The sequence below is a fragment of the Sorangium sp. So ce363 genome, assembly GCF_051520435.1.
In the GTDB taxonomy this organism is placed as follows: domain Bacteria; phylum Myxococcota_A; class Polyangia; order Polyangiales; family Polyangiaceae; genus Sorangium; species Sorangium cellulosum_B.
In genome coordinates this window covers 1301578-1327117 of sequence record NZ_CP150333.1, presented here as the reverse complement: position 1 = coordinate 1327117, position 25540 = coordinate 1301578, and the positions used below count along the sequence as shown (strand labels likewise).

At 70.3% G+C, this 25540-nt stretch carries 16 protein-coding genes and 1 pseudogene; 12 read left to right on the top strand and 5 right to left on the bottom strand.

The features are described from left to right. Positions 1–17 precede the first annotated feature (17 nt). On the top strand, positions 18–1124 hold the full coding sequence (locus WMF12_RS04965) for a sensor histidine kinase (RefSeq protein WP_437867238.1): 1107 nt from the start codon (positions 18–20) through the stop codon (positions 1122–1124). After that, complete coding sequence (locus WMF12_RS04960; RefSeq protein ID WP_437867227.1) at positions 1121–1978, top strand: LytR/AlgR family response regulator transcription factor; 858 nt, start codon at positions 1121–1123, stop codon at positions 1976–1978. Before WMF12_RS04965 ends, WMF12_RS04960 begins: the two co-directional genes overlap by 4 nt. On the opposite strand, the gene WMF12_RS04955 is transcribed toward WMF12_RS04960, so the two are convergent. Both WMF12_RS04955 and WMF12_RS04950 read right to left on the bottom strand, forming a co-directional pair. Beyond that, the gene (locus WMF12_RS04955; RefSeq protein ID WP_437867210.1) at positions 1932–2210 is read right to left on the bottom strand and encodes a hypothetical protein; all 279 of its coding nucleotides are present in this window, start codon (positions 2208–2210) and stop codon (positions 1932–1934) included. The two genes, WMF12_RS04960 and WMF12_RS04955, sit on opposite strands and share 47 nt — an antisense overlap. 62 nt (positions 2211–2272) lie before the next feature. Next, positions 2273–2485, bottom strand: a pseudogene (locus WMF12_RS04950) (VOC family protein); the annotation flags it as partial. Between the two features lie 764 nt (positions 2486–3249). On the opposite strand from WMF12_RS04950, the gene WMF12_RS04945 reads away from it, so the two are divergent. From WMF12_RS04945 to WMF12_RS04925, 5 genes are all read left to right on the top strand, one after another. Continuing rightward, a complete protein-coding gene (locus tag WMF12_RS04945; protein ID WP_437867206.1) occupies positions 3250–7386 on the top strand; it encodes a hypothetical protein in 4137 nt (1378 codons plus the stop codon). Further along, positions 7376–7579 carry a hypothetical protein gene (locus tag WMF12_RS04940; protein ID WP_437867202.1) on the top strand — a complete coding sequence of 68 codons (204 nt, stop codon included), beginning with the start codon at positions 7376–7378 and terminating at the stop codon, positions 7577–7579. Before WMF12_RS04945 ends, WMF12_RS04940 begins: the two co-directional genes overlap by 11 nt. Positions 7580–7612: 33 nt before the next feature. Then, positions 7613–9874 (top strand): hypothetical protein, encoded by a 2262-nt coding sequence (locus WMF12_RS04935; protein WP_437867197.1) that lies wholly within the window; start codon positions 7613–7615, stop codon positions 9872–9874. Between the two features lie 95 nt (positions 9875–9969). Beyond that, positions 9970–13728 (top strand): DUF6603 domain-containing protein, encoded by a 3759-nt coding sequence (locus WMF12_RS04930; RefSeq protein ID WP_437867192.1) that lies wholly within the window; start codon positions 9970–9972, stop codon positions 13726–13728. Between the two features lie 30 nt (positions 13729–13758). Beyond that, positions 13759–15711 (top strand): hypothetical protein, encoded by a 1953-nt coding sequence (locus WMF12_RS04925; RefSeq protein ID WP_437867187.1) that lies wholly within the window; start codon positions 13759–13761, stop codon positions 15709–15711. A 598-nt stretch (positions 15712–16309) separates the two neighbouring features. On the opposite strand, the gene WMF12_RS04920 is transcribed toward WMF12_RS04925, so the two are convergent. Next, positions 16310–19228, bottom strand: a complete 2919-nt coding sequence (locus WMF12_RS04920) for a protein kinase domain-containing protein (protein ID WP_437867181.1) — start codon at positions 19226–19228, stop codon at positions 16310–16312. 406 nt (positions 19229–19634) lie between these two features. Between WMF12_RS04920 and WMF12_RS04915 the strand changes: the two genes are divergently transcribed. The 5 genes from WMF12_RS04915 to WMF12_RS04895 all read left to right on the top strand — a co-directional run bounded on the left by WMF12_RS04915 (position 19635) and on the right by WMF12_RS04895 (position 24187). After that, on the top strand, positions 19635–20483 hold the full coding sequence (locus WMF12_RS04915) for an SDR family oxidoreductase (protein WP_437744463.1): 849 nt from the start codon (positions 19635–19637) through the stop codon (positions 20481–20483). Between the two features lie 11 nt (positions 20484–20494). Then, positions 20495–22882 carry a tetratricopeptide repeat protein gene (locus WMF12_RS04910; RefSeq protein ID WP_437867166.1) on the top strand — a complete coding sequence of 796 codons (2388 nt, stop codon included), beginning with the start codon at positions 20495–20497 and terminating at the stop codon, positions 22880–22882. Beyond that, the gene (locus tag WMF12_RS04905; RefSeq protein ID WP_437744461.1) at positions 22879–23142 is read left to right on the top strand and encodes a GIY-YIG nuclease family protein; all 264 of its coding nucleotides are present in this window, start codon (positions 22879–22881) and stop codon (positions 23140–23142) included. The genes WMF12_RS04910 and WMF12_RS04905 overlap by 4 nt, the downstream gene beginning before the upstream one ends. 175 nt (positions 23143–23317) lie before the next feature. Next, complete coding sequence (locus WMF12_RS04900; RefSeq protein WP_437867157.1) at positions 23318–23932, top strand: PH domain-containing protein; 615 nt, start codon at positions 23318–23320, stop codon at positions 23930–23932. A gap of 36 nt (positions 23933–23968) precedes the next feature. After that, complete coding sequence (locus WMF12_RS04895; protein ID WP_012233609.1) at positions 23969–24187, top strand: hypothetical protein; 219 nt, start codon at positions 23969–23971, stop codon at positions 24185–24187. A 41-nt stretch (positions 24188–24228) separates the two neighbouring features. Here WMF12_RS04895 and WMF12_RS04890 read toward each other — a convergent pair whose 3' ends face one another. Next, positions 24229–24558, bottom strand: a complete 330-nt coding sequence (locus WMF12_RS04890; protein WP_437867146.1) for a DUF2325 domain-containing protein — start codon at positions 24556–24558, stop codon at positions 24229–24231. 257 nt (positions 24559–24815) lie between these two features. Further along, positions 24816–25145 carry a DUF2325 domain-containing protein gene (locus WMF12_RS04885; RefSeq protein ID WP_437867139.1) on the bottom strand — a complete coding sequence of 110 codons (330 nt, stop codon included), beginning with the start codon at positions 25143–25145 and terminating at the stop codon, positions 24816–24818. Between the last annotated feature and the right edge of the window lie 395 nt (positions 25146–25540).

The window sequence follows — 25540 nt, the reverse complement described above, 5'->3', positions numbered from 1 at the left end:
AATGGTAGCTTTCCTTCATGGAAGGCTCTGCTTCGCGCGCGCCGCTGACCCTCCATACCCGGCGACGTTGGCTCCTCGGCATGGCCTCGGCCATCGGCGTCGGGGTGCTCCAGACCGCCCCTGATCTCGGCGGCGAGGAGCACGTCGCGAGCATCGTCATCAGCTTCTCGCTCTGGCTGGTCGCGGCGCCGGTGGTGCTGCTCGCCCTCACCGCCGCCTTCGAGCGCGGCGTCGAACGCCGCTTCAGCCCGACGAGGTTGCTGGTCGTGAGCCTCCTCGGGGCAGTCGTCGTCGGGGCCCTGTTCGCGCTCGCGTTCGTGCTCGTCTTCGAGGGGCTCCTCGGCTTCGAGCTCGACGAGAAGGGGCCGCTCTCCCCACCGCTCGTCGCGGGATTCGGCGCCATGATGGGCCTCGTGCTCGCCGGCATCTGGGGGCTCGTCTTCGTGTCCCCGCACGTGACCGAACAAGCCCAGCGCCGCGCGCTCGAGACGGAGAAGCTCCGCCTCGAGGCGGAGCAACTCCGGGTCTCGGCGGAGCTCGCGCGCTTGCGCTCACAGCTCGAGCCACACTTCCTCCTCAACACGCTCAACACGATCGCGGGGCTCGTCGTGCAGGATCCGCGAGAGGCGCGGCGCTTGATCGGGTCACTCGGAGACCTGCTCCGGGGCTCGCTGCAAGGGGAGGACGAGATGCAGCCGCTCGACCAGGAGATCACGTGGCTCAGGCGCTATGCGGAGATCCTCGAGTCACGCCACCGTGACGCCCTGCGCTTCGACTGGGACATTCCGGCCGACGTCGGCGGCGTGCTGCTGCCGCGGCTCTTGCTGCAACCCCTGGTGGAGAACGCGGTCCAGCACGGCGCGCTGTGTCGCGCGGGCGGCGGACGGGTGACCGTGCGGGCGGCGATCCATGAGGCCGGCACGTCATCGAAGCTCGTATGTACCGTGACGGACAACGGGCCCGGTCTCTCGGCGAACGAGCCGCGCTCGGGCGCGCTCGGCCTCCACACCGTGCGTCGACGACTCCAGCTGAGGTGCCCTGGATCACAGCTGCGCCTCTCGTCGTCGAGCGAAGGAACCGCTGCGGTCGTCGAGGTGCTGATGACTCGAGGAGCGACGGCATGAGCACGGAGAGCGACGCGAAGCTACGCACGCTCGTCGTCGAGGACGAGTGGGCGGCGCGCGACTACCTCGTCGAGCTCCTCGATGGCTCGAACCTCGCGCAGGTCGCGGGCGCCGTATCGTCCGCGGAAGAAGCACGGCAGATCCTCCTCGGAGAAGGGCGCCACGCCTTCGATGTGGTGTTCCTCGACGTGCGCCTCTCCGGCGGTCGCAACGAGGGGCTCGACGTCGCGCGCGAGCTCGCGGCGCTGCCGGGCGCTCCGTTGCTCGTGCTCGCGACCGCGTTCCACACGCATGCGCTCCAGGCCTACGATCTCGGCGTCTCCGACTACCTCCTGAAGCCCTTCACCGAGCAACGTGTCGAGCAGTGCCTGAAGAGGCTGCGGGCGCGCGACCCGCGGCCGGGGCGCGCGAGTCCGCTGCGGATCGCCGCGCGGCGGAACAAGGGCCTCGTGCTGTTCGACCGAGACGAGGTCTGGGCGTTCGAGGCCGCGGAGCGCTTGACGCAGGTGCACACCTCCCACGGCGCCTTCGACATCGACCTCTCGCTCGCGGCGATCGAGTCGTCCTTCGGGCGGTCCTTCGCGCGTGTGCATCGCAACTGGCTGATCAACGTGGCGCACGTCAAGGAGCTCACGCGAGAGGGCGAGACCCGCGTCTGGGTGGGCGACGGCCTCGCGGCGCACGGTCGCGGTGTCCACGTGCCGGTCGCGCGTGAGCGCGCGCAGCAGGTGCTCGACTTGCTGCTCGCAAACACCGCTGGGTTGCGCCGCGGAAACGAGCCCACGCGATCGAGGCACTGCGAGGAGGTCACGCCGGGTACGCGGGGAGCACGAGGTCGCTGGCGGCGCTCGTGACCATCTTCTCGAACCAGCGGGAGAGCGGACGCGAGGTGAGCGCCCGGTACATCGTGTTGCGCAGCGCGAGGTGCACGCGGGTCGGCGGTGCGAAGAACGAGCCGACGTGCTTCGCCCCCTGCTGGCAGCGCCGGGCATATCGACGGATCCGCGCTTCGTAGCGCTGGAACGCGGCGCGATGGTCTCTCTTCGCGACGGCGAGCTCACCCGCGAGCACGTACGCGCAGACCACGGCGAGGCCGGTCCCCTGTCCTCCGATGGTGCCCCCGTAGCCGGCGTCGCCCAGGAGCTCCGGTCGAACTCCGCGTCGTCCACGAAGAACGCGTAGTGGTGCGGCTCGAACGTCTCGCGGTCGGCGAAGTCGAGCGTGAGCCCGCAGTTGATGCGCACGGGGGAGAACGGCCCGAACGGCGCGTCCACCGCGAGTCCGAACATGCGCGCGAAGAACTGCGCGGCAGCCTCCTTGTCGTGCGCGGGGACGATGGTGTGGTTGAGCTCGATCGACATGGGTGATCCCCTCCCCTTTTGCCATTCGATCCGAGCGCGGATCGTCAAGCGGCACGCGCGTCCTCTTCCAGGGTCGCTTCGGTTTCGCGGAGTTCTTCCCGTCGAACCTTCCAGGGTTGATGTGCTCCGCGAGCCCGTGCAAAGGGCGCCTGACAGCGGATGAGCTGATGCGGGCAGGAGGCGCCACGCAGGCTGGGGAGCGAACCGGCATTTCTGGCGGGACTGTTCCGCGGCGCCGAACCGTCGCGATCCGTCGGAGCCCCCGGGACGTTGGGAGAGCGTGACGACGGATCGCACCCCCTTGGACGGCATGGACCCAACCCGGGCCCAACGGTCAAGCCTCGGGCCTGGGGAGCTCGCCGTGACCGAGCCGTCGCGTCGGGGGTGTCTGTGGACGATGTCGCCCGGCCCGTGCGCCCCTTGTAGAGGGACGGGGCGATATCTCCGCTGGACAGCCACAGGAGGTGCGCGTACCAGGCGGCGAGCGCGTAGGTCACAAGCTCAGCTAACCTGTTCAGACCGTTTCCGGTGGGTCGAGGGCAGCGCGGCAGCCCTGCGCGGACCGTGTCCGGTGCCTCGAGGCGAGCTCTTGTCCCTCCGGCCCCCCGGAGGACGAGCGCTCCCCCGCGCGCGTCTATAGAACCAAAATCCTATGGATGCCGACCGGGGCGATCTGTAAGGTGCCGGACGTGGGAGGCAACGCTCCTGCCGTGGCCGGGGGGGGTGCGCGACGGCGACGAGCGGGCCCGAAGCGGAGGAAGGTCATGTCCATCGAACGGTCGTCGACCGCGAGCAACGTCCTGCTCGTGCCCATGCACCTGGACGCGCTCTGCCTGTCCAACGCCGAGAACGTGCGGGAGGCGCTCGCGGATTACACCCGGATGCCGTTCACCTACCAGGGTGATGACGGGAAGTATCACTACAGCAACACGCGCGCCAACATCAGCGAGTACATCCTCTCTCAGCCCTTCGCGTCGAGCTTCCACCAACTCGGGCCGGGCATCCACCTCCACTGGGCGCTGCCCGACGCCCTCACCCGCAGCGCCCAGAGCGACCCGGAGCGCGGGCACCGATTTCCTGTTGTCCCCAACCGCTGGCTGATCAGCCGCACCCGGAACGGCGCCATCGATCAGCAGTGGGTCGTCGAGAGCGATTTTCTCTATCCCGACCTCACCGGCCTCAAGGCCCCCGCGGAGCGGCCCGCCGCCGCCGTCATCCCATTTCCGCGCACCAACCTGCGCACGGGGCCGTATCAGCCGTATCGGCACGTCGGGCGCGCGGTGCCGCTCGCGGAGTGGCAGCCGCCCTCGTCCGGGGAGTACCTGCGCCAGTTCGAGCTCGCGCTCACCGCCATGGGGCCGCTCGAGTGGCAGGCGTCGCTCGATCATGTGAAGGCCGCGTTCGCGGCCTACTACCCGGGCTGCTTCAGCGTGTTCGGGTTCCACGACCCGGACGCGGCGCTCGGGGCCGATCCCACCGGCGTCCGCTACGACGTCATCGGCTGGTACGACCGCCCCGACGACGATCTTCTCAAGTCGTTCTACGACGAGCGCCAGGGCGACGCCGACCGCGTGCAGCTGCGGCAGGACTTCGAGCGCCGGTTCCGCTGGCAGCTCGCGCTGGGAGACGACGCGCTCCCCCGCCGGACAGTCTGCTACGCGCGGCTCACCTTCGGCAGCCAGCAGCGGGCCAACATGGCCGCCACGGCCGGCGCGGTGACCCTCGCGATCGGCGGCACGGGCACCGAGGCGCTCTCCGCTTATCTCGCGCATCAGCTCGCGGCCGACCCCGCCGAGCGGCCCGTCATCGAGCAGCAGCTCGATGCCCTGGAGTTCACCGACCAGCTCGATCAGCGGCAGCTCGACGTCGAGGAGAAGTTCCACGAGGCGCGCCACGAGCGGGGCTTCACGTCGCGGGTCGGAGGGCTGCTCTGGTCGATCCAGCGCGCGGCACAGTCGGGCGAGGACGCCGGCGAGGAGCTCACCTTGCCGGACGACGTGGCGCACCTGCTCAGCGTGCTCAACCAGACCCAGGCGGCGTACGACCGGGCCAACGAGCTCACCGCCGCCATGAGCGCGCGGCTCTTCAACGACTGGCACAAGTTCATCGACGCCAAGCACCCGCAGGACGCCAGCGCGCCTACGGGGCCCGACGACCCGCCCGTGGCAGACTTCGACGACGCGCTGTGGGCCCACCACGATGGCGGCGTCGTTCCCCTCCGGAAGCACCTCTATGCGACCGGGAAGCTCGGCTGGACCCAGAACCGCAGGACGAGGTCGGTGACGTGGACGCAGAGCGAGCAGCGCTTCAGCGTCGTCGACGTGTATGCCAAGGACTACTTCGATGATTACCTGGCCGAGCTCGACGACGATGACCTGACCGACGATTGGTGGGGGTGGGAGCTCCAGCAATACGGCCTCGCGCTCGCCGCGGGCGCCAGCGCGGCGCTCGTGCAGGAGGGCGGCGAGGGCCGCGAGGGGCGGGAGTGGCGCATCACCAACGGGGCGCAGACGTACAGGGTCAGGATCGAGAAGGGGGTGATGGTCCTCTACCTCCCGCCCACGGAGGACCAGCTCGCGGCCCGCCTGCTGCGCGCGCTCGACGCCCTGCAGCAGCGGCTCGCGGGGCTCACCCCGGCCTGCTCCCTCGAGGCCCTACCCGGCCCGCGCTACTGGCAACCGAACGATCCGGTCGTCTTGATGGTGGGCGACGCGATCGCGCCCACGGTCCGGCACGGCCGCGATGGGCGGCTCCGGAAGGACGGCCTGCTCGCATGCCAGCTCCTCCTGGACGTCGACGACGAGAGCCTGAACGCATTGCCGCAGCACGCGGATCTCCTCGGCCGGATCCGGCAGCTCATCGACGCCCAGAGCCCGGCCGCAGGGGAGCAGCGCGTGGGTTTCAACGACGGGAGCCGGAGGCCGTGGAACCCCTTCCTGCTCGAGTGGGACGTGCAGTTCTTCTCGCACTCGGTCCCCGAGGAGGGCGACGTCGAGCGCTACCAGCCCGACCACATCACCCGCCGCTACACGCTCGCGCCCGAGGCCGTCGACCTCGCGCACAACGACCCGGACGACATCGACGACTTCGTTGAAAACGCGGAGCCCTACCGGGGCTTCAGCATCCTCAGCCCCCACGCGGGCGGGACGATGAAGCAGCGGATCGCAGCGTACGTGGTCAAGCAGCGGCTCCTCCTGCCCGAGCCCCACAACCTGGACCTGTACGGGCTCACTCCGTCGCAGGCCGAGCAGTACCTGGACACGGACGGCAATGCGCAAGCGATCCTCGACGGATACCAGTCCAATCCCGCGACGGCGGACCACGACGACACGCTGAGCGTGGCGCTCGCGGCGTACGTGAAGCTCCAGGGGCTGCCCACCCTGTCGCAGGCCCTGAGCGGCTTCAACGAAGCGCTGCTCATGCAGAAGCGCACGATGCAGCTCGACATCGAGGACCCGATCGGGAACGACGACGACCGCTTCTTCGCCACGCGGGTCGCCGGGAGCGTGCGGGGCGCCTTGCTGCTCGCCTCCACCCCGCGGCGCGACTTCAACCCCGTCCGCGCCGGCGAGCTCCGGGTCACCAGCCTGCGCCTCGTGGATTCGTTCGGCCAGATCAACGACCTGGGCACGAACCCGGCCCATGGCGCGACCATCGTCTCCGCCGAGCTGATGCCGCTCCGGGTGCGTGGCCTCGACGATCACCGCGTCGTGCTCCCGCCGCGGCTCGCGCAGCCCGCGCGGATCCAGCTCCGGTGGCTGTCCGGCGCGCCCGCGGGGGGAGAGGAGCAGCCGGAGATGAACGCCCACCCGGCGACCTCGCCGATCTGCGGCTGGATCGTGCCCAACAACCTCGACCTCGGCTACTCGGTGTACGACCGCGACGGCGCGCCGCTGGGCGTCATCAATGCGGTCGGGTACTGGGATCCGGTGCCCGGCGCGGCCAGCGCCGTCGCGGTGGAGTCCATCCCCAACCCGCACCTGCGCAAGGTGGTCGAGCACCTCACCGCGGCCGGCCGGTCAGGCAGCGAATATACAAAGTCGTTCACCGCGGTGCTGAACAGCGCCGTGGACCAGAGCGATCCGGAGGCGCTCGCGCACAGCCCGGCGCTGTCGCTCCTGATCGGGCGCCCGCTCTGCGTGGTCCGGGCCTCGGTCAACCTGCAGCTCCAGGGGCTGCCGGCGCGCGACAAGCACTGGCGAGTGTTCAACGAGACCACGCGCGAGTACGTGAACGACGAGGACTCCGTGACGCCGATCTCGGAGAGCCCCGAGAAGTGGACCGCGGCCTTCGACAAGGTGGAGCTGCCCATCCGCATCGGCGAGTTCCGCCAGTTCAACGACGGCCTCATCGGCTACTGGAAAGAGGACGCGGACGGCGGCTTCGAGGGCAGCACCTTCTACGCGCCCCAGAGCGGGCAGCCAGGCTTCTCGGGCGCTGACCCCGCCTCGCGCAAGATCGTCACCACCGCGAGCGGCCCGGTGAACCTCCTGCAATCGGTGACCGCGCCGGCCCAGATCCTCACGATGCTCCTGGATCCGCGCGGCGTGGTGCACGCGACCAGCAGCGTGGTGCCGGCCAAGTCGATCACCATCCCGCCCGACCAGTATGAAAAAGCGCTGGCGGCGATCGAGGTGACGTTCACGTCGGCGCCGCTCCTGACCGGGCGCGCCGGCTACGGCAGGGCCGGCGGCCGGCGCGAGGTGAACGTGCCGCTGCGGGAGCAGCCCGGCTTCACCTGGTCGTGGGTGTCGCGGCAGCGCGGCGTATGGGAGGAGTCGCGGGCGTTCGCCGCGGTGGAGACGCGCGCGCGCCTCTCGGGACTACAGCAGATCTGCGAGGGCTACCTGAAGCTCTCGCGCGAGACCTCGACCGGGAGCACGGACGACCATGGCCAATGACACGAACAGGCCCCTCACGCTCACGCTGGCGGTGGCCGACATCAACCAGATCCTGGAGGCGCTCGGCAAGCTGCCGTACGCGCGCGTCTTCCAGCTCATCGGCCGCATCCAGCAGCAGGCCGCGGCGCAGCTCTCGGCGGCGGAGCCGGAGGCGCCCGGGAGCGGCGCGGGAGACCGGCCGCCCCGCGTTTGATCGAGGCGCCGGCAGTTCACCGAGGAGAGAGCCATGGCCACTGTAAAAACCTTCGATTTCGAGTTCACGACCCTGGCCCAGGATTCGGGCCAAGAGCTCACCAACATCCTGTTCGTCGACGACGCGCCGACGGACATCGACGGCCTCGACGTCGAGGCGACCGCGGTCGACGGCATCACCATCACGCTCAAGGTGGTGGACGACAAGCAGGTGAGCGCCTCGAACTACCACTTCAGGCTCACCTGCGACCCCGACGAGCTCGCGCAGCCCGACAAGATTGCGCTCGACGCGCCGCACAGCGGCTCGTGGGGCCTGCTCTGCGTCCACGAGACGCCGGACGCGGCCGGCGCGCAGGAGGAGCGCGCGCCGGGGGACGTCCACCTCTACTTTCTCTACAAGGGCGACACCTCGCTGGAGGTGAAGACCGGCAATCCCCTGGGATTGAGCTTGCTCAAGGTGGGCGCCAGCTCCAGGGGGGGCACGCGGCCTGCCATCGTGAGCTTCAGCTGGAACAAGACGGAGACGGACGTCGACAAGTTCGTGATGGTGGCAGGGGGGCCGGGGGGCGACCATCAGCTCACCGAGAGCGTGCGCCTGAGCCTCCTCGCCCCGCGGGTCCAGGCCGCGCCGACCTTGATGGCGGGGTTCGTCAGCTCCGACATCGTCTTGAACGACGGGGACACCGAGAACGGCCTCGTGCTCCGCATCGTCAACACGGGCCTGCAAGACATCCCGCTCTCGCCGGAGGGCAGCCCGAACGCGAGCCGGTTCACGCTTCGCTTCGAGGCCAGCGCGAGCACCGCGGTGCTCTGGGCCCTCGGGACAGCCTCGCAGGTCGGCCAGATCCTCATCCCCGCCAAGGAGGAGGGGGGGAGCTGGGTCACCGATCCGAACTGGTCGGGCAAAGATACCTGGACGGTGGGGCACACAGCCGGCGAGCCGACGTGGACGCTCACCCCCAAGACCGGCAAGACCGCCCTCAAGCCTGGCGAGGCGCTGGAGGTGCCCATCGGGAAGGTCGTCACCGGCCACGCCACGGGCCGCACGCCGCTGCGCATCGGCTACGGCGGCCTGCCCGGCTTCGGCGATGGCGAGCTCGTCGCGTTCATCCAGAAGTATCCTCTGATCTTCGCGGGTCAGCTCACCGGCGTGGGCACCGTCAGCCCTTCCGCGAAGCTGACGGTCAACTCGGGCGCGGACCCCGGAATCACCCACACAGACGGGACCATCACCCTCTCCACGCTCCTGGGTGACGGCGTGGCCCAGCTGCTCAGCACTTCGGGACACCCCCTTGCAATCTCGGCCGGTATCACCGGAATAGTCGTGATGCCCGAGGGCAAGGTGGGCATCAACGTGCTCAATTCTCCTTCGGACCCGCTCGTGGTCGGTACGTTGCAGGGCTACGGCATCACGAACACCAACGGGACCGTCAAGGTTTCTACCCGGATCGACAGCGACGGTGGCGCCGTGGGGACCCAGTCGAACCATCCCCTTCGCTTCTTCACCAACGGCAGCGTCCCCCAGATGACGCTGACGACCGACGGCAAGCTCGGCATCGGCACGACCGGCCCTTCCGAGAGGCTGATGGTCCAGACGGAGAATAACAGCTTCGGCATCACCCACACGAACGGGACCATCGAGCTATCCACCTACGTTGGCTACGGAAGGGCTGGGCTGGAGACGAAGAATAACTATCCACTCTTCTTCTCCACCAACAGCGGCGGCCCTCAGCTGCTGCTGGCGACCAGCGGCAATGTCGGCATCGGCATCGAGAGCCCTACCGAGAAGCTGCACGTCCACGGAAACCTGCGGGTCAACGGCGAGCTCAAGAACCATGGCCCCTTCGTCTTCCGGGCCAACACCGATGACAACCCCTCCGGCGAGGACCTGGCCAGGTTCTTCGACAGGAACGACAGCGAGATGCTCACGCTCAAGGCCGACGGCAAGCTGGGAGTCGGCACGACGACCCCGTCCGCCAAGCTGGAGGTGAATGGCTCGCTGCGTGTGAACGGCAAGATCACGGTCAACGGGCACGCCCCCATCGTGACCAAGCGGATCGATATGGGTAGTGCCATTGAACAGGATACCGGGTACCCCGTAGACCAGTGGCTCGTGATCGTCGCCGGATTTCATTGCGACGACAATCCCGGTGACAACTTTTATTGTTACACCGCCCACAAGTCGGGATCCAACAACTGGTGGGTCTTTGCCGAGCTGGAGGACGTCGGCGGCGACCACTGGATCGTCCATGTCATCGCCATCCGGCGCGAGCTTGCGGACGGTAACTTCGGCTGAAGACGACGTGAGCATGGCGAGGTGAGACGCCGCGGGAGACCGGCCCGCGGGAGACGGCGCGAGAGGGAGAGGCCATGGCGAGCACGAGGACGATCATGCAAGACCTGAAGGACCTGCTGACCGACGCTGTCTGGGAAGCCCTCGGCGAGGGCGTCGAGTTCTCGATCGAGACGGCGGACGGGGCGAAGACCATCGTCCTGCGGGCCGAGCCCGCGGAGGGGGGAGGGGAAGGGGATCCCGTCACCATCACCGCGGAGCTCGCCGACATCCGGCTCACAGATCTGGACGCCCTCACCCAGATCGCCGGCGGGGTGAGCCTGGACGTCATCCCGCCCGCGGTCCCGCTGGCGAGTTACATCGCGCTGCACGGGCTCGAGATCGTCGCCGCGCAGAGCCCCACCCGTGAGATCACGTCCGTCACCCTCGAGGTCCAGTCCGCCGAGCCGTGGGAGATCATCGAGGGACAGTTCTCGCTGGAAGAGCTGTTCTTCTCCATCACGGTGAAATCGCCGCTCGATCCGCTGACCCGCGAGGTGTCCTGCAAGGCCAAGAGCACGCTCGGGATTGGCGAGATCGCGCTCGACGCCGACGTGGCGCTGCCGGCGATGAACGTCGCGCTCGCCATCCCCGAGGGGGAGGAGGCGCCCCTCGCGCCGCTGCTCGCGAGCGTGCTGCCGGACGACGCGCTGCCCGAGCTCACGCTCACGACGCTCACGGCCGAGATCAAGCCGCGCGAGCAGCGCTATGCGTTCGCGGCCGCCGCCAAGGAGAGCTGGGAGGTGCTGCCCGGGGTCGTCACCCTGACCGGCCTCGGCATCGAGCTCGCGCGGGAAGGCGCCGCCCGGCCCACGGGCACGATCAACGGGTCCTTCTCCCTCGCGGGCGTGGAATTCGCCGTCTCGGCGAGCCGCTCCGGGGGCGGCACGGCGACGGCCCCGGCGATCTGGGTCTTCGAGGGCGGGGCGACGGAGGACGAGGAGGTCGCGATCGGCGCGCTGGTCGGGGATCTGACCGGCAAGCTCGGCATCCCGATGCCGGCGTTCGTCGAGACGCTGGCCCTCACCGACCTCACGGCCAAGCTCGATCAGAGCACGCAGAACCTCTCGGTGCGCGGCGAGCTCCCGTCGACCGGGTTCCTGGCGATCGACTTCCTCCCCGAGGAGCCGTCGCTCGGCCAGACGCTGATCGCGAGCTTCTCGAACCCGGAGGGCAAGGACGCGAGCATCCGGGCCATGCTCACGGGCGTCTCCGCCGAGCTCTCCGCGTTCGTCCCCGAGGGGCTCACCGTCGAGGTGAAGCAGGCGCTCTTCGCCTCGTGGCAGCCGGAGCTTGCCCCCGTGTCGACGACGCTCTTCGGCGTCGAGGTGGGCGCCGGCCTCGACCTCTCGCAGCTCCCGCTGGTGGGCCAGAACTTCTCCGAGGAGCACAAGGTGAAGCTCGCCTACGCGATCACGGTCGCCAGCCAGCCGCTCATGCGGCCGGACCTGGACGCGTTCGTTCCCCTGTTCAAGGCCCAGGGGGTGACGCTCGCCCAGCAGCTGCTCCCGACCGAGGAGACGCTCACTACGGTGGTCCTCCCGCAGGGGCTGACGCTCCGCGGCGAGCTCTCGATCGGCAATTTCAAGCTGCCGCTCAACGTGCCGGCCACGGTGGACGACAGCGGCGGGATCGTCGGCACGACCCCGGCCCGGGGCGCCATGGATCCGCAGTGGTTCCCGCTGCAGCTGTCCCTCGGGCCGGTGAGCCTGGAGCGCGTCGGCGTGAAGGTCGACGACGGCGAGCTCTGGGTGCTCCTCGACGCGGCCCTGAAGGTCGGCCCGCTGTCGCTGGGGCTCTCCGGGCTGTCCGTGAGCGCGCCGATCACGATGGACGAGACGCCCCGCTTCCACCTCGACGGCCTCGCCCTCGATTACCGCACGCCGTCGCTGGAGATCGGCGGCAGCCTGCTGCGCCGGAAGATGACGGTGGACGGCCAGGAGGTCGAGTCCTACGACGGCCTCGCGGTGCTCAAGGGCAAGCTCGGCGCCAAGTCGGTCGCGCTCAGCGCGATCGCCGGTTACGCGAGCTTCCAGGGAGAGCCGTCGCTGTTCCTTTATGCCGTGCTGGGGGTGCCGCTCGGCGGGCCGCCGTTCTTCTTCGTGGAGGGGCTCTCGGCCGGCTTCGGCGTCAACCGCGCGCTCACCGTGCCCGACATCGACATGATCAAGGAGTTCCCCCTGGTGCGCGAGGCGCTCAGCGGCAGCGCGAACATCGGCGACGCGAGCAACCGGGCGGCGATCCTCCAGGAGAAGGTCAACGCGCTGTCCAGCTACATCAGGCCCAGCCTGGGGGCGGGGTTCCTGGCCGTCGGGGTGAAGTTCACCTCGTTCAAGATCCTGAGCGGGTTCGCCCTGGTGACGGCGTCCATCGGCGAGCGCTTCGAGCTGAACGTCCTCGGCCTCGCGCGCCTCACCCTGCCCCTCTCGGAGCCCGGCGCCCCCGTGGAGCCGATCGCGCAGCTGGAGATGGCCCTCAAGGCGACCTTCATCCCGGAGGAGGGCTTCCTGGGCGTCATCGCCCAGCTCACGCAGGACTCGTTCATCTTCTCGAGGGACTGCAGGCTCACGGGCGGCTTCGCCTTCTACACGTGGCTGGCCGGGCAGCACGCGGGCGACTTCGTGGTCACGATGGGCGGCTACCACCCGCGCTTCCAGGTGCCCGAGCATTACCCGAGGGTGCCGCGCCTCGGCTTCAACTGGAACATCGGCGGCGTCGCCACCCTCAAGGGGGAGCAGTACTTCGCGCTCTGCCCGCACGCGGTGATGGCCGGCGGCTCGCTCCAGATCAGCTTCGAGTCCGGCGACGCCCACGCCTCCTTCCGCGCCCACGCCGATTATCTGGTCGGCTGGAAGCCTTACCACTACGACATCGAGCTGGGGGTCGAGATCTCCGCCGGGTACGGCTTCCTGGGCGACGTCAGCGTCGGGGCGAACCTGCGCCTCTGGGGGCCGGACTTCGGCGGGTACGCGGAGATCGACGTGTTCCTGTTCTCGTTCACCATCGAGTTCGGGGACCAGTCGAGCCGCTACCCGCTGGCCATCGGCTGGGAGGATTTCTCGACCAACTTCCTGCCGCCAGCCGAGGAGATCTGCAGCATCGCGGTGACCAGCGGGCTCTCGGCCCGTTACCAGGTGGAGGGCGGGGAGCTCTGGGTGGTGAACCCGAAGGAGCTCGCGCTGGCCACGGGCGCCTTCGTCCCGACGAAGAAGGGCCTCAAGGGAGACGCCGAGGCGCCCCTCGACATGGGGGGCGCCGCGGGGAGCTTCGGCATCCGCTCCATGGCGGTGAACCCGGATGAATTCGAGACGGAGCAGTGGATCAAGATCTCCAAGATCCCGGACGGCGGCGACCCCTCCGTGGACGTCTCCGATTGGTTCATCTTCCGGCCGTCGCAGAAGCAGCTCCCGTCCGCGGTGTGGGGCACGGCCACCACGGTCGCGGGCCAGCCGGACCGGATCCTGCCGCCGCGCGCCGATGAAGATCGCTTCGTGGCGGGCGGGGTGGTGACCGGCTTCGACATCACGATCGCGGCGCAGCCACCCGTCACTGACACCGAGGACATCCGCTCCGAGTACCTGCAATACGACACGACGCCGGAGGGCGACGTCTTCCAGTGGGCGCAGATGATCCCGTTCCAGCCCATGGAGGGCCCCCCCGAGGCGCGCCGCGAAGCGCTGCGCAAGACCCTGGGCCAGAGCGAGGCGCGGGACCAGCTCCTCACGGCGCTGGGGTTCGATCCCGCGCGCGACGTGTCCATCGATCCTCTGTCGCTCGCGCAGGTGTTCGTCGTCCCCCCGCAGGTCCAGCAGGTCTAGCGCGCTTTCCAACCTCCGAGGAGCACGGCCATGATCCGACGATTCCGCAACGAAACCGCGCCGGTGGTGGAGTTCATCCAGCACCACCAGCCCCCGCTCGACAGCGGCACGTACCGTATGGACCTGGTGCAGAGGATCAAGCCGGTCAACTCCGACAAGATCCTCGCGCACGATCTCGGGACCCGCAGCCTCACCTTCGTGGTCGCGGGGGAGCGGTTCTCCGCGCTCGCGCCGCAGCAGGTGGCCGGGCTCTTCCCGGCCGAGGGGAGCCTCGGCGACCACGCCAACGTCCTGCCGCACATCACGCTGACGCGCAGCACCCTGCCCTGGGAGCGCTCGCCGGATAACGTGAATCACGATCTGCCCTGGCTCGCGTTGCTGCTCTTTCACGACAAGGACTTCGCGGTAAAGGAAGACCGGCCGGAGCCGCGCGTCATCGCGCTGCGCGAGCTGACCGCGGCCGGCGCGAAGTTCCCCGCCGACACCACGCTGGAGCCGGCGCAGGACCCGAACGACCGCGTCACCGTGATCGAGGTGAAGCGGCGGCTGCTCGCTCCGGTGCTGCCGAGGAAGAGCGAGCTCGGCTTCTTGGCCCACGTGCGCCAGCTGAAGGATGCCAACGAAAACCCGCTGCCCGGCCAGAGCACGCTCGCGACCGTGCTCTGCAACCGCCTGCCGCAGGAGGGCGGCACCAGCACGGCGTACCTGGTCTCCGTGGAGGGGCGCTACCTCCGGGAGGGTGAGGGGTTCGATTTCGACGGCGCCGGCGAGGACGAGCCCATCCGCCTCGTGTGCCTGAAGAGCTGGCGGTTCACGTGCATCGATCCGGAGCAGAGCTTCACCGCGCTGCTGACGAACCTGGACCACGAGCCGGGCACGCTCCGGCTCCCCGGGAACGGCAACGCCGAGGCGGACCGCTACCTCGGCATGGGCTACCTCCCGCTGCCGCACGCGCTGCGCCAGGGCGACAGGACGGTCTCGTGGTACCACGGCCCCCTGAGCCCCGGCGACGTGCCGGCCCCGGAGCCGGTGTCGGCGCTGAGCGCGGACGAGCTCGTTCGTTACGAGGCGCGCACCGGCATGTTCGACGTGTCCTACGCCGCGGCCTGGGAGCTCGGGCGCATGCTGACGCTGCAGAACCAGGCCGTGGCCCTGGCGCTCTATCAATGGAAGCGCGCCGGCGGGATCGCGCAGCGGTCCCTGGAACAGCGGCGCGCGGGGCGGACGCTCTCGCGCCTGCCGTTCCGGAGCGCGCGGACGCAGGCGCCGATGCCGGCGTCGGTGGAGGCCTGGTTCGACGATCTGCGCGTCCTGCGCGGCGTGCCCTTCGACTACCTGGTGCCCGACGAGCGGCTCTTGCCGGTGGAATCGCTGCGTTTCTTCCACCTGGACCGGCGCTGGATGAAGTGCCTCCTGGACGGGGCCTACAGCATCGGCCGCGCGACCGAGGGCGAGCGGCGGCGGGAGATGCGCAGCGGCTTCACCCCGGCGAGCGAGGCCGACGCCCTGGTCACGGGCTTCTTGCTGCGCTCCGCGGTGGTCTCCGGCTGGCCGGATCTGGTGGTGGACGGCTACAGCGTCGTGGTCCCGGGCAACGATTTCCACCCGCCTGGCGCGGGCGCGCTGGACCTCCTGCGGATGGAGCGGCTGAGCGACAACGTGCTGCTCTGCCTGTTCGAGGGCGACGTGAAGACGGTCGACATCCACCTCAAGCCGGAGGCGATGCACTTCGGGGTGGACGCGCCGACCGGCGAGCCTCCGAAGTTTCACAAGACGCTGCGCGACCCAATGACGGGCGAGGAGATCGAGGGCAGCACCATCGAGGTCCCCTGGACGAAGGACCAGGAGCACGGCGTCATCGACATCGCTGAGCTCGCGCCGAAGGTGCAGGTCTCCATGCGCCGCTCGACGATGACGTCCGCGCCCTTCGCGCTGCAGATGATCGAGGGCGTCCAGAAGGTCCGCTTCACCCAGGAAGCGTAGGCAAGGCCGAGGCCGGGCGCGCTCCCGCGCCGAGCCGCTCCGGGGGCGCCCACGCTTCAGCATAGGACCAAGGTCCCATATCGGATGGCGCCAGTCTCGCTGGTGCTTCCGTATAGGACCAAGGTCCCATGTTCAGCGTCCCTGCCGCCGGATACAAAGCGGTCCAAGGAGACTTGAACATGAACGACCACATGTTCGTGATCTGCGTGTTCGCGCAGCGGTTACACCGGGAGGGAGGGGAGGTTGAATGAACCACTCCAGACGTAATGAACCGCCCCGCAGGCTGTGGAGTGAACGCGGCCCCTTTGATGCATGGATAAATTTGTTGATACAGCGTCCTTTTTTCAGGAGGGGAGTGGATCGCGTAAGGTGTTTTATGTCAACCAGCGCGTGCAGCGTGGCCGTACGGTGGGACCGGTGATGCCGCGGGCCCTTCACCGCGGGGGACGCGGCGGCGGAGGGCGCCCCGTTGGGCCACACCGGAGCCGCCCTCGGCGGCGAAACAGGCGGAAACCATGAAAATCGTTACTGTTTCCGGCGACCGCTCGTCATCGACCGGTTTTTCTGGCGGGATTTCCGACCCGCGGTCCTGGCGCGCTCAGCGCGCGGGCCGGTCGAGCGCTGCGAGCGCCTTCTGCGCGCCCCGGTGTTTGGGATCGAGCCGCAGCGCCTCCTCGAGGTGCTTCTTCGCCTCGGCGAGCAGCTCGGCGCGTCTCTGCTGCTCCTGCTCCTTCTCCGCCAGCGCCCGGAGGTACAGCGCCATGCCGTGCGGCGCCTCGGCGCTCCCGGGGTACGCCTCCCTCGCGGCGAGGAACTGCGCCCGCGCGCCCTCGAGGTCCTGCCGGGCGAGCAGCTGCCGGCCCTTGCCGCAGAGCGCGCTGGCCAGGATCGTGCGCCCTATCGGGTAATCGTTCGTGGCGAGGGCGGCTCGCGCCATGTCCACCGCCCGATCGTGCTCCTCTCTCCACGTGAGAAAGGCGGCGTAGTTGCCCTTGGCCCAGGCAGACTTCGGATCGAGGCGAACGATCGCCAGGTAGGTATCCTCCACGGCGTCCCACTCACGCATGGCCTTGTAGACGTCGGTGAGGATGTCGTAAGCGCGCGCCAGCACCTGCGGGTTCTTGCTGCTCTCGATGATCCGCTTCGCGCCCGCGAGGGCCTCCTCCGTCTTCCCCTCGCGCTCGGCGAGGGTGGCCGAAAGGAGGACCACGTCGTCGGCGCCTGGGCGGAGCGCCTCCGCGGCCTCGACCCTCTTGCGCGCCTCGCCGTGGTTCTTCTGGAACATGTAGGCCCAGCCCTTGACCACATGGGCGTCCAGGCATCTGGGATCGAGCTCCAGCGCCTTGTCCGTGTGCTCGTGGGCGCGCACAAGGCTGTCCGGCTCGTACTCGTTGCCACGGAGGTAACCGCTCTTGTACGCGACGCGGCCGAGCGCCGCGTGGGCCGGCGCGTAGGCGGGGTTCGTGCGGATCGCCTGATCGAGGAGCGCGCGCGCCCGCTGGTAGACGCTCTGCGATCTGGCCTCATCGAGCAGCGCGTTGGCGTCGCGGACGAGCGACGCCTCGACGGAGGGCGACGGCTCGGGGACGACGGGCGCTGGCGCGTAGTCGGCGGGCGGCACCGGCGGCCTCCACACCTTGCCCGGCGCCGCCCAGATGCGGATCTGGTTGTTCCCGCCGCCCGCGGCGAACTGCGCGCCGCCCGGGTGGAAGGCGAGCGCGATCACGCCGTTCAGGCCGGCGCGCTGCTCTCTCCTGAGCTTGCCCGAGTAAACGTCCCAGACCCGGATCATGTCGTCCTTGCCGCCGCTCACCAGGGTGTCGCCGTTCGGTGAGAGCGCGAGCGACCAGACCTCGTCGGTGTGCCCGGAGAGCGTGGTGAGCGGCTTCCGGCTGCCGAGGTGGAAGAGGCGGATGGTGCGATCGTCGCTCGCGCTGATCACGGTCTGCCCGTCGGGCCCGATCACGATGCGGTTCACCGGCCCGGCGTGGCCCGAAAGCACGCCGATCTCGCTGGCCGTCTCGACCGACCAGACCCGGACGGCCCCGCGGTCGTCGCCGCTCAGGACCACGCGCCCGTCGGCCGTCATGGCGACGGACATGACGCGCCCGCCGTTCTGGAACGTCTTCTCGCTCTCGCCCGTCCGGATCGAGAACACCCGCACGGTCCCATCCATGCTCGAGACGGCGACCCGGCCGCCGTCGGCGGACAGCGCGAGATCGGTGATGACCCCGGCGCCGGCGTCGAGCGTCTTCAGCGGCGCGCCCGAGTCGACGTCCCAGAGCCGCACGGTCGAGTCGGCCGCAGAAACAAGCGCCTTGCCGTCCGGCGTGAACGCGATCCCTCCGATGCGCTTCGTGTGCCCGGCGAAGGAGCGCAGCGGCTGGCCGTCGTCGAGGTTCCAGAGCTTGAGCGCGAGATCGTTGCTGCCGCTCGCGAGGCGCTTGCCCCCGGGGTCATAAGCGACCTCGAAGATCGCGGACCAGTGCCCCGAGAGCGTGCGCAGAGGGGCGAAGGACGCCCGTTCCTTCGCTTCCTTCGCGGCGGTCGTCGCGGGCGTGCCGGGCGTGCCGGGCGCGTCGCGCGAGACGGCCGCGGTGGGGAGCGGAACCGATCGGGTGCGATGGACGACAAGGGCGGCGCCGCCGGCGGCCGTGAGGCCGAGGGCGACCGCGGCCACCGCGAGCAGGCCCCGCCGGGGGCTGCGTTCCGCCGGGCGATCGAGCGCGAGGAGCGCTTCCCTCGCCGTGGCGAACCGGCGATCCAGGTCCGGATCGAGCATGCGATCGAGCCAGTCGGCGAAGGGGGGCGAGACCTGGACGCTGCCGCGGACGTCGAACCGCATGCCCTTCTGGGGCAGATCCGCGGGATCGCGGCCGGAGAGCACGTGCATCAGCGTGGCGCCGAGCCCATAGAGATCGCTCCCGGGCGCGGCGCGGCCGCGGAACTGCTCCGGGGCCATGTAACCGTACGTGCCCACCACCGTGCTCCCTCCCGACGTCGTGTCCCGCGCCTCCCCCACGGCGCCGAAATCGACGAGGTACACGGAGCCGTCCTCGTGGCGGAGGAGGTTCTGCGGCTTGATGTCGCGGTGGACGATGGGCTGGCTGAAGCCCTGGAGATAAAGCAACGTCCGCAGGACGTGCCGCGCGATGGTCGACGCCTCGGCCTCGTCGGCGCGCCATCCGTCCTTGACCCAGGCCGAGAGCGGTCGCCCCGGCGCGAGCTCCTGCACCAGATAGAAACAAGGCCCCTGCGCGCCGTCGAGCTTGAGGTAATCGATATAGCGAGGAATGCTGGGGTGGGTGAGGTTCGCGAGGACCCTCGCCTCGCGCTCGAACAGATCGAGGGCCTTCCACTCCGCGCGCTTCCAGATCAGGAGCTGTTTGACGGCGACGCGCCCCCCGGTCGAGAGGTCCTCGGCCTCGTAGGTGATCGCGTTGCCGCCGCGGCCAAGCACGCGAACGACGCGGTACCGATCGGCGATCACATGCCCTTCAAGGTACGCAGAGTCCATGACGAGCGAGAGGATATCATGCGGAATGCGCTGCTCTCCGCGCGGTTCGCTCCGCCGGAGCGCCGGAATCGTGCCCCGAGGCGAGGGCGGCTCCGGGGCCCGGGGACGTCGTGAGGACACGCAAATGACCCGATTCGTTCAACAATGCCTCGCTCGAGAGGCGCTGTCGCTCACGTGAGCAGCGCCGACGTCGCGCAGCGGGATCGGCGGTCCGACCGCGCGCCGGCCGCGAGGCGTCTGGCAGGCGCGCCGGGCGATCGCCGAGCCGTGGAGCAATCCGCGCCAGCCGCCGGAGCCGGACGGGCAAGCGCCCCCGAACGCCGGGGCCTTTCTGCCTGGGACGCCGGAACCACCCCGGATCGCCCAGCGTGTGGCGGCGCCCGCTGAGCCGTTGTAAACGCGGGGCGTGACCCAGGTGCGCTCGATCTTCGCCCCAGGACTCTTCGAACGCCAGGTGGCGATCGTCACCGGCGGGGGCAGCGGCATCGGCCTCGCGTGCGCGCGAGAGCTCGCTTACCTCGGCGCGAAGGTCGCCCTCTGCGGCCGCCGGGCCGACAAGCTCGAGGCCGCGGCGAGCACGCTCGCGGGCGACGGCGTCCCCGGCGACGACGTGCTCGCCGCGCCGTGTGATATCCGCGAGCCGGAGCAGATCGCCGCCTTCGTGGGCCAGGTCCTCGGGAAATTCGGCCGCGTCGACGTCCTCGTGAACAACGCCGGCGGCCAGTTCCCGAGCCCGGCCAGCGACATGACGCCGAAGGGCTGGGAGGCGGTCGTCCGCAACAACCTGAACGGCACCTTCTTCATGACGCGCGAGGTCGCGAGGCGCGCGATGCTCCCGGCGCGCCGCGGCCGGATCGTGAACGTCACCGCGTCGGTGAGCCGCGGCTTCCCGGGCATGGCGCACACGGGCGCCGCGCGCGCCGGCGTGGAGAACCTGACCCGCTCGCTCGCCGTCGAGTGGGCGGCGCTCGGCATCCGGGTCAACGCGGTCGCGCCCGGCAGCAACATCCGGTCGAGCGGCACGTCGCAGTACGGCGACGAGCTGCTCGAGCTCGCGCGGCGCGCCACGCCGCTCAAGCGCCTCGCCACCCCCGAGGAGGTCTCGCGGCTCATCGTCTTCCTCGCCAGCGACCAGAACGACTTCATCACGGGCGCGGTCTACGGCGTCGACGGCGGCCAGCCGCTCTGGGGCGACATCTGGTCCATCCCCGAGCCGGACGGCGCGCCGGGCGCTCCACCGGACGTGAAGGGCTGAGAGGGCGCGGCGTGACCTATCGGCCCCCGTCCCCTGCCGCCGCGCGCGACCCCATGTCCAGCGCGCTCGACGACGACACGACGACGCCGTACGGGCCGCCGTCCTCCGGGCCGCCGCCGTCCTTCGGGCCGCCGCCGTCCTCCGGGCTGCCGCCGTCCTCCGGGCTGCCGCCGTCCTCCGGGCTGCCGCCGTCGGCAGGGCCGCCCGCCACGCCGTCCTTCCTCGGGGACGCCGCGCGGCGCGTGCGCGACTACTTCCTCGGGCTCGACCCGACGTTCCTGTCCGCGATCGCGCCGCTCGCGCTGGTCGCCGTCATCCTCTTCACGCGCGCACCGTCGACGAACTACATCTTCGACGAGCAGGAGGCGCTCCTCGCCAACCCGTACGTGAACGCGAAGGGCGGGATCGGCTTCCTCGAGGCGATCCACCGCGATTTCTGGGGGCTGCCGCCCGACCGGAGCGTCGGCTCCTACCGCCCGCTGCCGAACTTCCTCTGGCGCACGATCTGGGCGGTCACGAAGCAGCCGTTCTTCCACCACTTCTACAACGTCCTCTTCCACGCGGTGAACGGCGCGCTGCTCACGTGCGTCACGTTCTGGCTCACGCGGCGGCGCGGGCTCGCGTACCTCACAGGGCTCCTCTTCGTCGGCTGCGCGGTGCTCACCGAGGCGGTGAGCGGCATCGTGGGCATCGCCGACGTGCTCGGGGGCATGGGGGCGATCGCCGCCCTCGCCGCCCTCGCGCTGCCCGCGTGGGCGATGCCGTTCGGCGTGTTCGCGGCCGTGCTCCTCGGCCTCTTCTCCAAGGAGAGCGCGCTCGTCTGCGTGCCGCTCGTCCCGTTCGCCGCGCTGATCGCCGCGCCGCTCACCCACCCCACGCGGCCGGCGCGGTTCGTCCGGGCGCTGCTCGCGCTGCTCGCCGCGGGCGCGGCGTTCGTGCTCTACGTCGAGCTCCGGCGGCGCTGGTTCCCCGCGCCCATGCCGGCCGAGCTCGCCGCGGCGCTCCCCGAGGGCGCGCCGCTCGTGAAGCGCGCGCTCCACGAGGCGCTCGTCTGGTTCCACCAGGCGCCCCTGCCGCGCGATCCGCTCAACAACCCGCTCGGCGCCGCGGACATGCCGCACCGGATCGCCGGCGCGCTGCGCGTCTACTGGCGGGGCCTCACCCAGATCGTGTTCCCGTGGACGCTGAGCGGCGACTACTCGTACCCGCAGGAGCCGGTGCCGGACAGGCTTGTCTTCTTCGGCAGCGTCGCCGGCGCCGCGATGATGGTGCTGCCCCCGCTCGGCTCGCTCGCGCTCTGGATCGCGGCCCTCCGCCGCGAGCACCTGGAGCGGCGCGAGCGGCGCTCGGTGCGCGCCGCCTTCCTGGTGGACGGCGGCCAGGCGACGTCGCGGAGGTGGCCGCTGCTCCTCGCGGGGGCGCTCCTCGCGATCGCGGCGGCGGCGCTCGCGGCGTACGACTGGCACGTGCTCCGCCCGGCGGGGCGCGCGCCGCTGCTCCGGGCGCTGCCGCTCGTGCTCTGGCCGCTGCCGTTCCTGCCCGCGTTCCTCCTCGGGCTCGGGCTGCTGGTCGAGGGCGCGCGCCCCCTGCCCTGCCCGGCGACGGCGGACCGGAGCGCCTGGGTGCCGCTGCGCCGCGGCTACGCGGGGATGTGCATCGCGGCGATCGGGCTGACCTGGGTCGTGGTCAGCTACTTCCCGCACTCGAACATCCCGGTCGTCCTGCCGACGGTGCGCGCCGAGCGCTTCTGGTACTTCCCGGCCATCGGCTCGTCGCTCGTGCTCGCCGTCGCCTTCTCGTGGCTCCACGAGGCGCTCGCGGGCTCGACCCTCACGCCGCGCGCGCGCTGGTCGTGGAGGGCGTGGGTGACGCCGGCGCTGTTCGTGCTCTTCTTCGGCTTCCAGTGCGCGCAGGCCTACCGGCACGCGATGGACTACCGCAACGACCTCGATTTCTGGGCGGCGACGAAGGAGGCGGTCCCGAACAGCGCCAAGGCGCACCTCAACTACTCGGTGATGAAGGGCGCCCGCGGCGACCTCGAGACCCGCCTCGCCGAGAGCAAGATCGCGATGGAGCTCGCCCCGACGTGGCCGATGGCGCACGTGTACACGGGCGACACGCTCTGCCGGATGCACCGCCCCGACGAGGCCTTCCCGCATTACAAGCGCGGCATGGAGCTCGGCCCGAACGAGCTGAGCCTGATCGCGCTCGCGCTGCAGTGCCTGCACGACGAGCAGCGCCTCGCGGCGCACGACGCGGAGCTCCGGCGGCTCGCGGAGGAGCACCCCGGGACGTGGCTCGCGTACCTCGCGACCGACACGCTCGACAACGGCGCGACGCACGGCGGAGTGGACCCGAAGTACCGGCCGCGCGGCTACAACGAGGGGCCGAAGGAGTGACAGCGGGCTGGCACGTCTACATCCTGCGCTGCGGAGACGGGTCGTTCTACACGGGGATCGCCCGCGACGTGGAGGCGCGCTTCGCGCAGCACGCGGCGGGGCGCGGGGCGCGGTACACGCGCGGACGGGGGCCGCTCGCGCTGGTCCACGTCGAGGCGGCGGCCGACAGGGGGGAGGCTCTGCGGAGGGAGGCGGCGATCCGGAGGCTGGGGCGCGCGGGAAAGGTGGCGCTCGCCGCCGGGGGCCGGGGGGCAACGTGAACGTTTACGTGGTCGTGAACGTGGTCGTGGTCGTTCACGGCCTACCGTTGACGACCACGACCACGACCACGTAAACGTTCACGACCACGTAAATGTTCGGATGTAGGAGAACGCGGCGCGAAGCTTGGTGGTTGCCGTGGATCTCACGCCCGGGATGTAGACTACACTCGTCGGGGTGAAGCCCTGCCCCTTCTGCGCGGAGCAGATCCAGGACGCCGCGATCAAGTGCCGATTCTGCGGCAGCATGCTCGACGAGCGAGCGCCGGTGGCCGCGGCCCCCGCCGCGCCGCTCGCCCCCGCCGCCCACGCCGGCGGCGCGCTCGCCCACGCCGGCGGCGCGCTCGCCCACGCCGGCGGCGCGCTCGCCCCCGCGCCGGGCGCGGCGCGCGTCCTCTTCGAGGGCACGCCGAGCTGGAAGGCGTGGTTCTGGTCCTACGTGGCGGCGAGCGTGCTCTCGCTCGTGCTGGTGGGCCTCATCTGGCTCGGCATCCTGCACTGGAAGCGCAAGAGCCTCCGCTACAAGATCACCGATCGCACGATCGACTACGAGGCCGGCCTGCTCACGCGCCGGATCGAGACGCTGCAGCTCTGGCGGGTCCTCGACATCGACCTCCGCCAGACGTTCATGCAGCGGCTGCTCGACGTCGCGGAGATCCGCGTGTTCACGAAGGACGCGAGCGATCCCGAGCTCGTCATCCGGGGGCTGCCGGCGTCGCGCGAGCTGTTCGAGGCGCTCAAGAACGCGGCGGAGCTCGCGCGCCAGCAGCGCGTGCTCGGCGTCGTGCAGTGAGCGCGGCCCACGAAGGCCAGATCTCGGAGCCTGACCATGCCCCCTAGGCGATCCCCGCTCGACGAGCTCCCGGACGTGCGCGACGGCCTGACCCGCGCCGAGCGCATCATCCTGTGGAAGCTCTCCGAGCTCGAGAAGGAGTTCAACGGCCGCAACGTGCCCACGGCCACGCTCTACGGCCGCGTCGTCGAGCACATCGACCTCTCGGTCCCCGAGTTCCAGCGCCTGATGCAGCGCCTCGTCGGCGTGCGCTGAGCGCTGCGTGGCCCCTCCTCGCGCGGGCGCGGCGCCTCCCGTCAGGCGGCCGCCTGCTCGATGACGGCCCGCAGCGCGGACACGGAAGCGCTGCGCAGGTACACGACCTGAGCGCCGTCCGCCGCGAGGCGCTGCATCTGATCGCGCAGCGCGTGCGAGACCATCGTCACCATGATCACGATGAGCGCGATCCTCCCCACGCCGTGGCGCGCGCCCGGCGGCACGCGGTTCTCGTAATGGCGCAGCGACCAGCCGTGCTTCTCGACCACATCGCGGTAGCGGCTCGACATGCCGCCGCTGCCCCCGATGACCAGCACCGTCTGCTCCTCACGCCTCCCGTCGCTCCCCTGACTCCGCCGCTCCGCCTTCATGCGATCTCCCTGGAGCAAGGCGCAAGCCACGCTCTCCAGCTCGCCATTTCCGGCGAAATCCTCGTCATCGGACTCTATTCCTGGGCAAATTGTCCTCGAATCGCAAAGGCCCTTGTCACCGTGACAGCGCGAGCGTCGGAACGCGGGACAGACATGCTCGAGGAGGGTCAGGAGAGGAGAGGAGAGGAGAGGAGAGGAGGCGCGACGCCGGCTCCGGGGGAGAGGGCCTCTCCTCGCCGCGGCGGCGCGACGTGGTGTCAGGCGGACCGCTGCTCGATCGCGGCGCGCAGCGCCGAGACGGAGGCGCTGCGCAGGTACACGACGGGGGCGCCATCCGCCGCGAGGCTCTGCATCTGATCGCGCAGCGCGTGCGAGACCATCGTCACCATGATCACGATGAGCGCGATCCTCCCCACGCCGTGGCGCGCGCCCGGCGGCACGCGGTTCTCGTAATGGCGCAGCGACCAGCCGTGCTTCTCGACCACATCGCGGTAGCGGCTCGACATGCCGCCGCTGCCCCCGATGACCAGCACCGTCTGCTCCTCGCGCCTGCTGTCGACCGCCTGGGAACGCCGCTCCGCCTTCATGCGATCTCCCTGGAGCAAGGCGTAAGCCACGCTGCTCCGGCGGCCATTTCCGCGCAAATGTCGCGGCTCCGGCCTATTCCCCGGCAAAATGTCGTCGAGTCACCGAGGCCTCTGTCATCGTGACATCGCGAGCGCGAGGACCCGACGCTGCGCGGCGGTGGCCGCGAGGATCGGGGAATATTCTCCCCCTCGCAGCGGTTCCTGCCGGCGCGCGCGGCCCGGGCGAGGAGTCGGATCGCAGGCGCTACCGCGAGCGTCCCGCCAAAGCCACGAGAGCGCCGCGACTGCGACCCCTCGGTGCGGAAGGCAAACCCACCGGCACCGAGATAGCCCGACATGCCGTCCCCGCTGCCCGCGGCCGGGGTGCGCCCGGTGAGGGCGTGCCGGATGCGGCC

Coding starts and splice junctions, on each gene's coding strand:
- WMF12_RS04965 (WP_437867238.1), top strand. CDS start 18: ATGGAAGGCTCTGCTTCGCGCGCGCCGCTGACCCTCCATACCCGGCGA.
- WMF12_RS04960 (WP_437867227.1), top strand. CDS start 1,121: ATGAGCACGGAGAGCGACGCGAAGCTACGCACGCTCGTCGTCGAGGAC.
- WMF12_RS04945 (WP_437867206.1), top strand. CDS start 3,250: ATGTCCATCGAACGGTCGTCGACCGCGAGCAACGTCCTGCTCGTGCCC.
- WMF12_RS04940 (WP_437867202.1), top strand. CDS start 7,376: ATGGCCAATGACACGAACAGGCCCCTCACGCTCACGCTGGCGGTGGCC.
- WMF12_RS04935 (WP_437867197.1), top strand. CDS start 7,613: ATGGCCACTGTAAAAACCTTCGATTTCGAGTTCACGACCCTGGCCCAG.
- WMF12_RS04930 (WP_437867192.1), top strand. CDS start 9,970: ATGCAAGACCTGAAGGACCTGCTGACCGACGCTGTCTGGGAAGCCCTC.
- WMF12_RS04925 (WP_437867187.1), top strand. CDS start 13,759: ATGATCCGACGATTCCGCAACGAAACCGCGCCGGTGGTGGAGTTCATC.
- WMF12_RS04920 (WP_437867181.1), bottom strand. CDS start 19,228: ATGGACTCTGCGTACCTTGAAGGGCATGTGATCGCCGATCGGTACCGC.
- WMF12_RS04895 (WP_012233609.1), top strand. CDS start 23,969: ATGCCCCCTAGGCGATCCCCGCTCGACGAGCTCCCGGACGTGCGCGAC.
- WMF12_RS04890 (WP_437867146.1), bottom strand. CDS start 24,558: ATGAAGGCGGAGCGGCGGAGTCAGGGGAGCGACGGGAGGCGTGAGGAG.
- WMF12_RS04885 (WP_437867139.1), bottom strand. CDS start 25,145: ATGAAGGCGGAGCGGCGTTCCCAGGCGGTCGACAGCAGGCGCGAGGAG.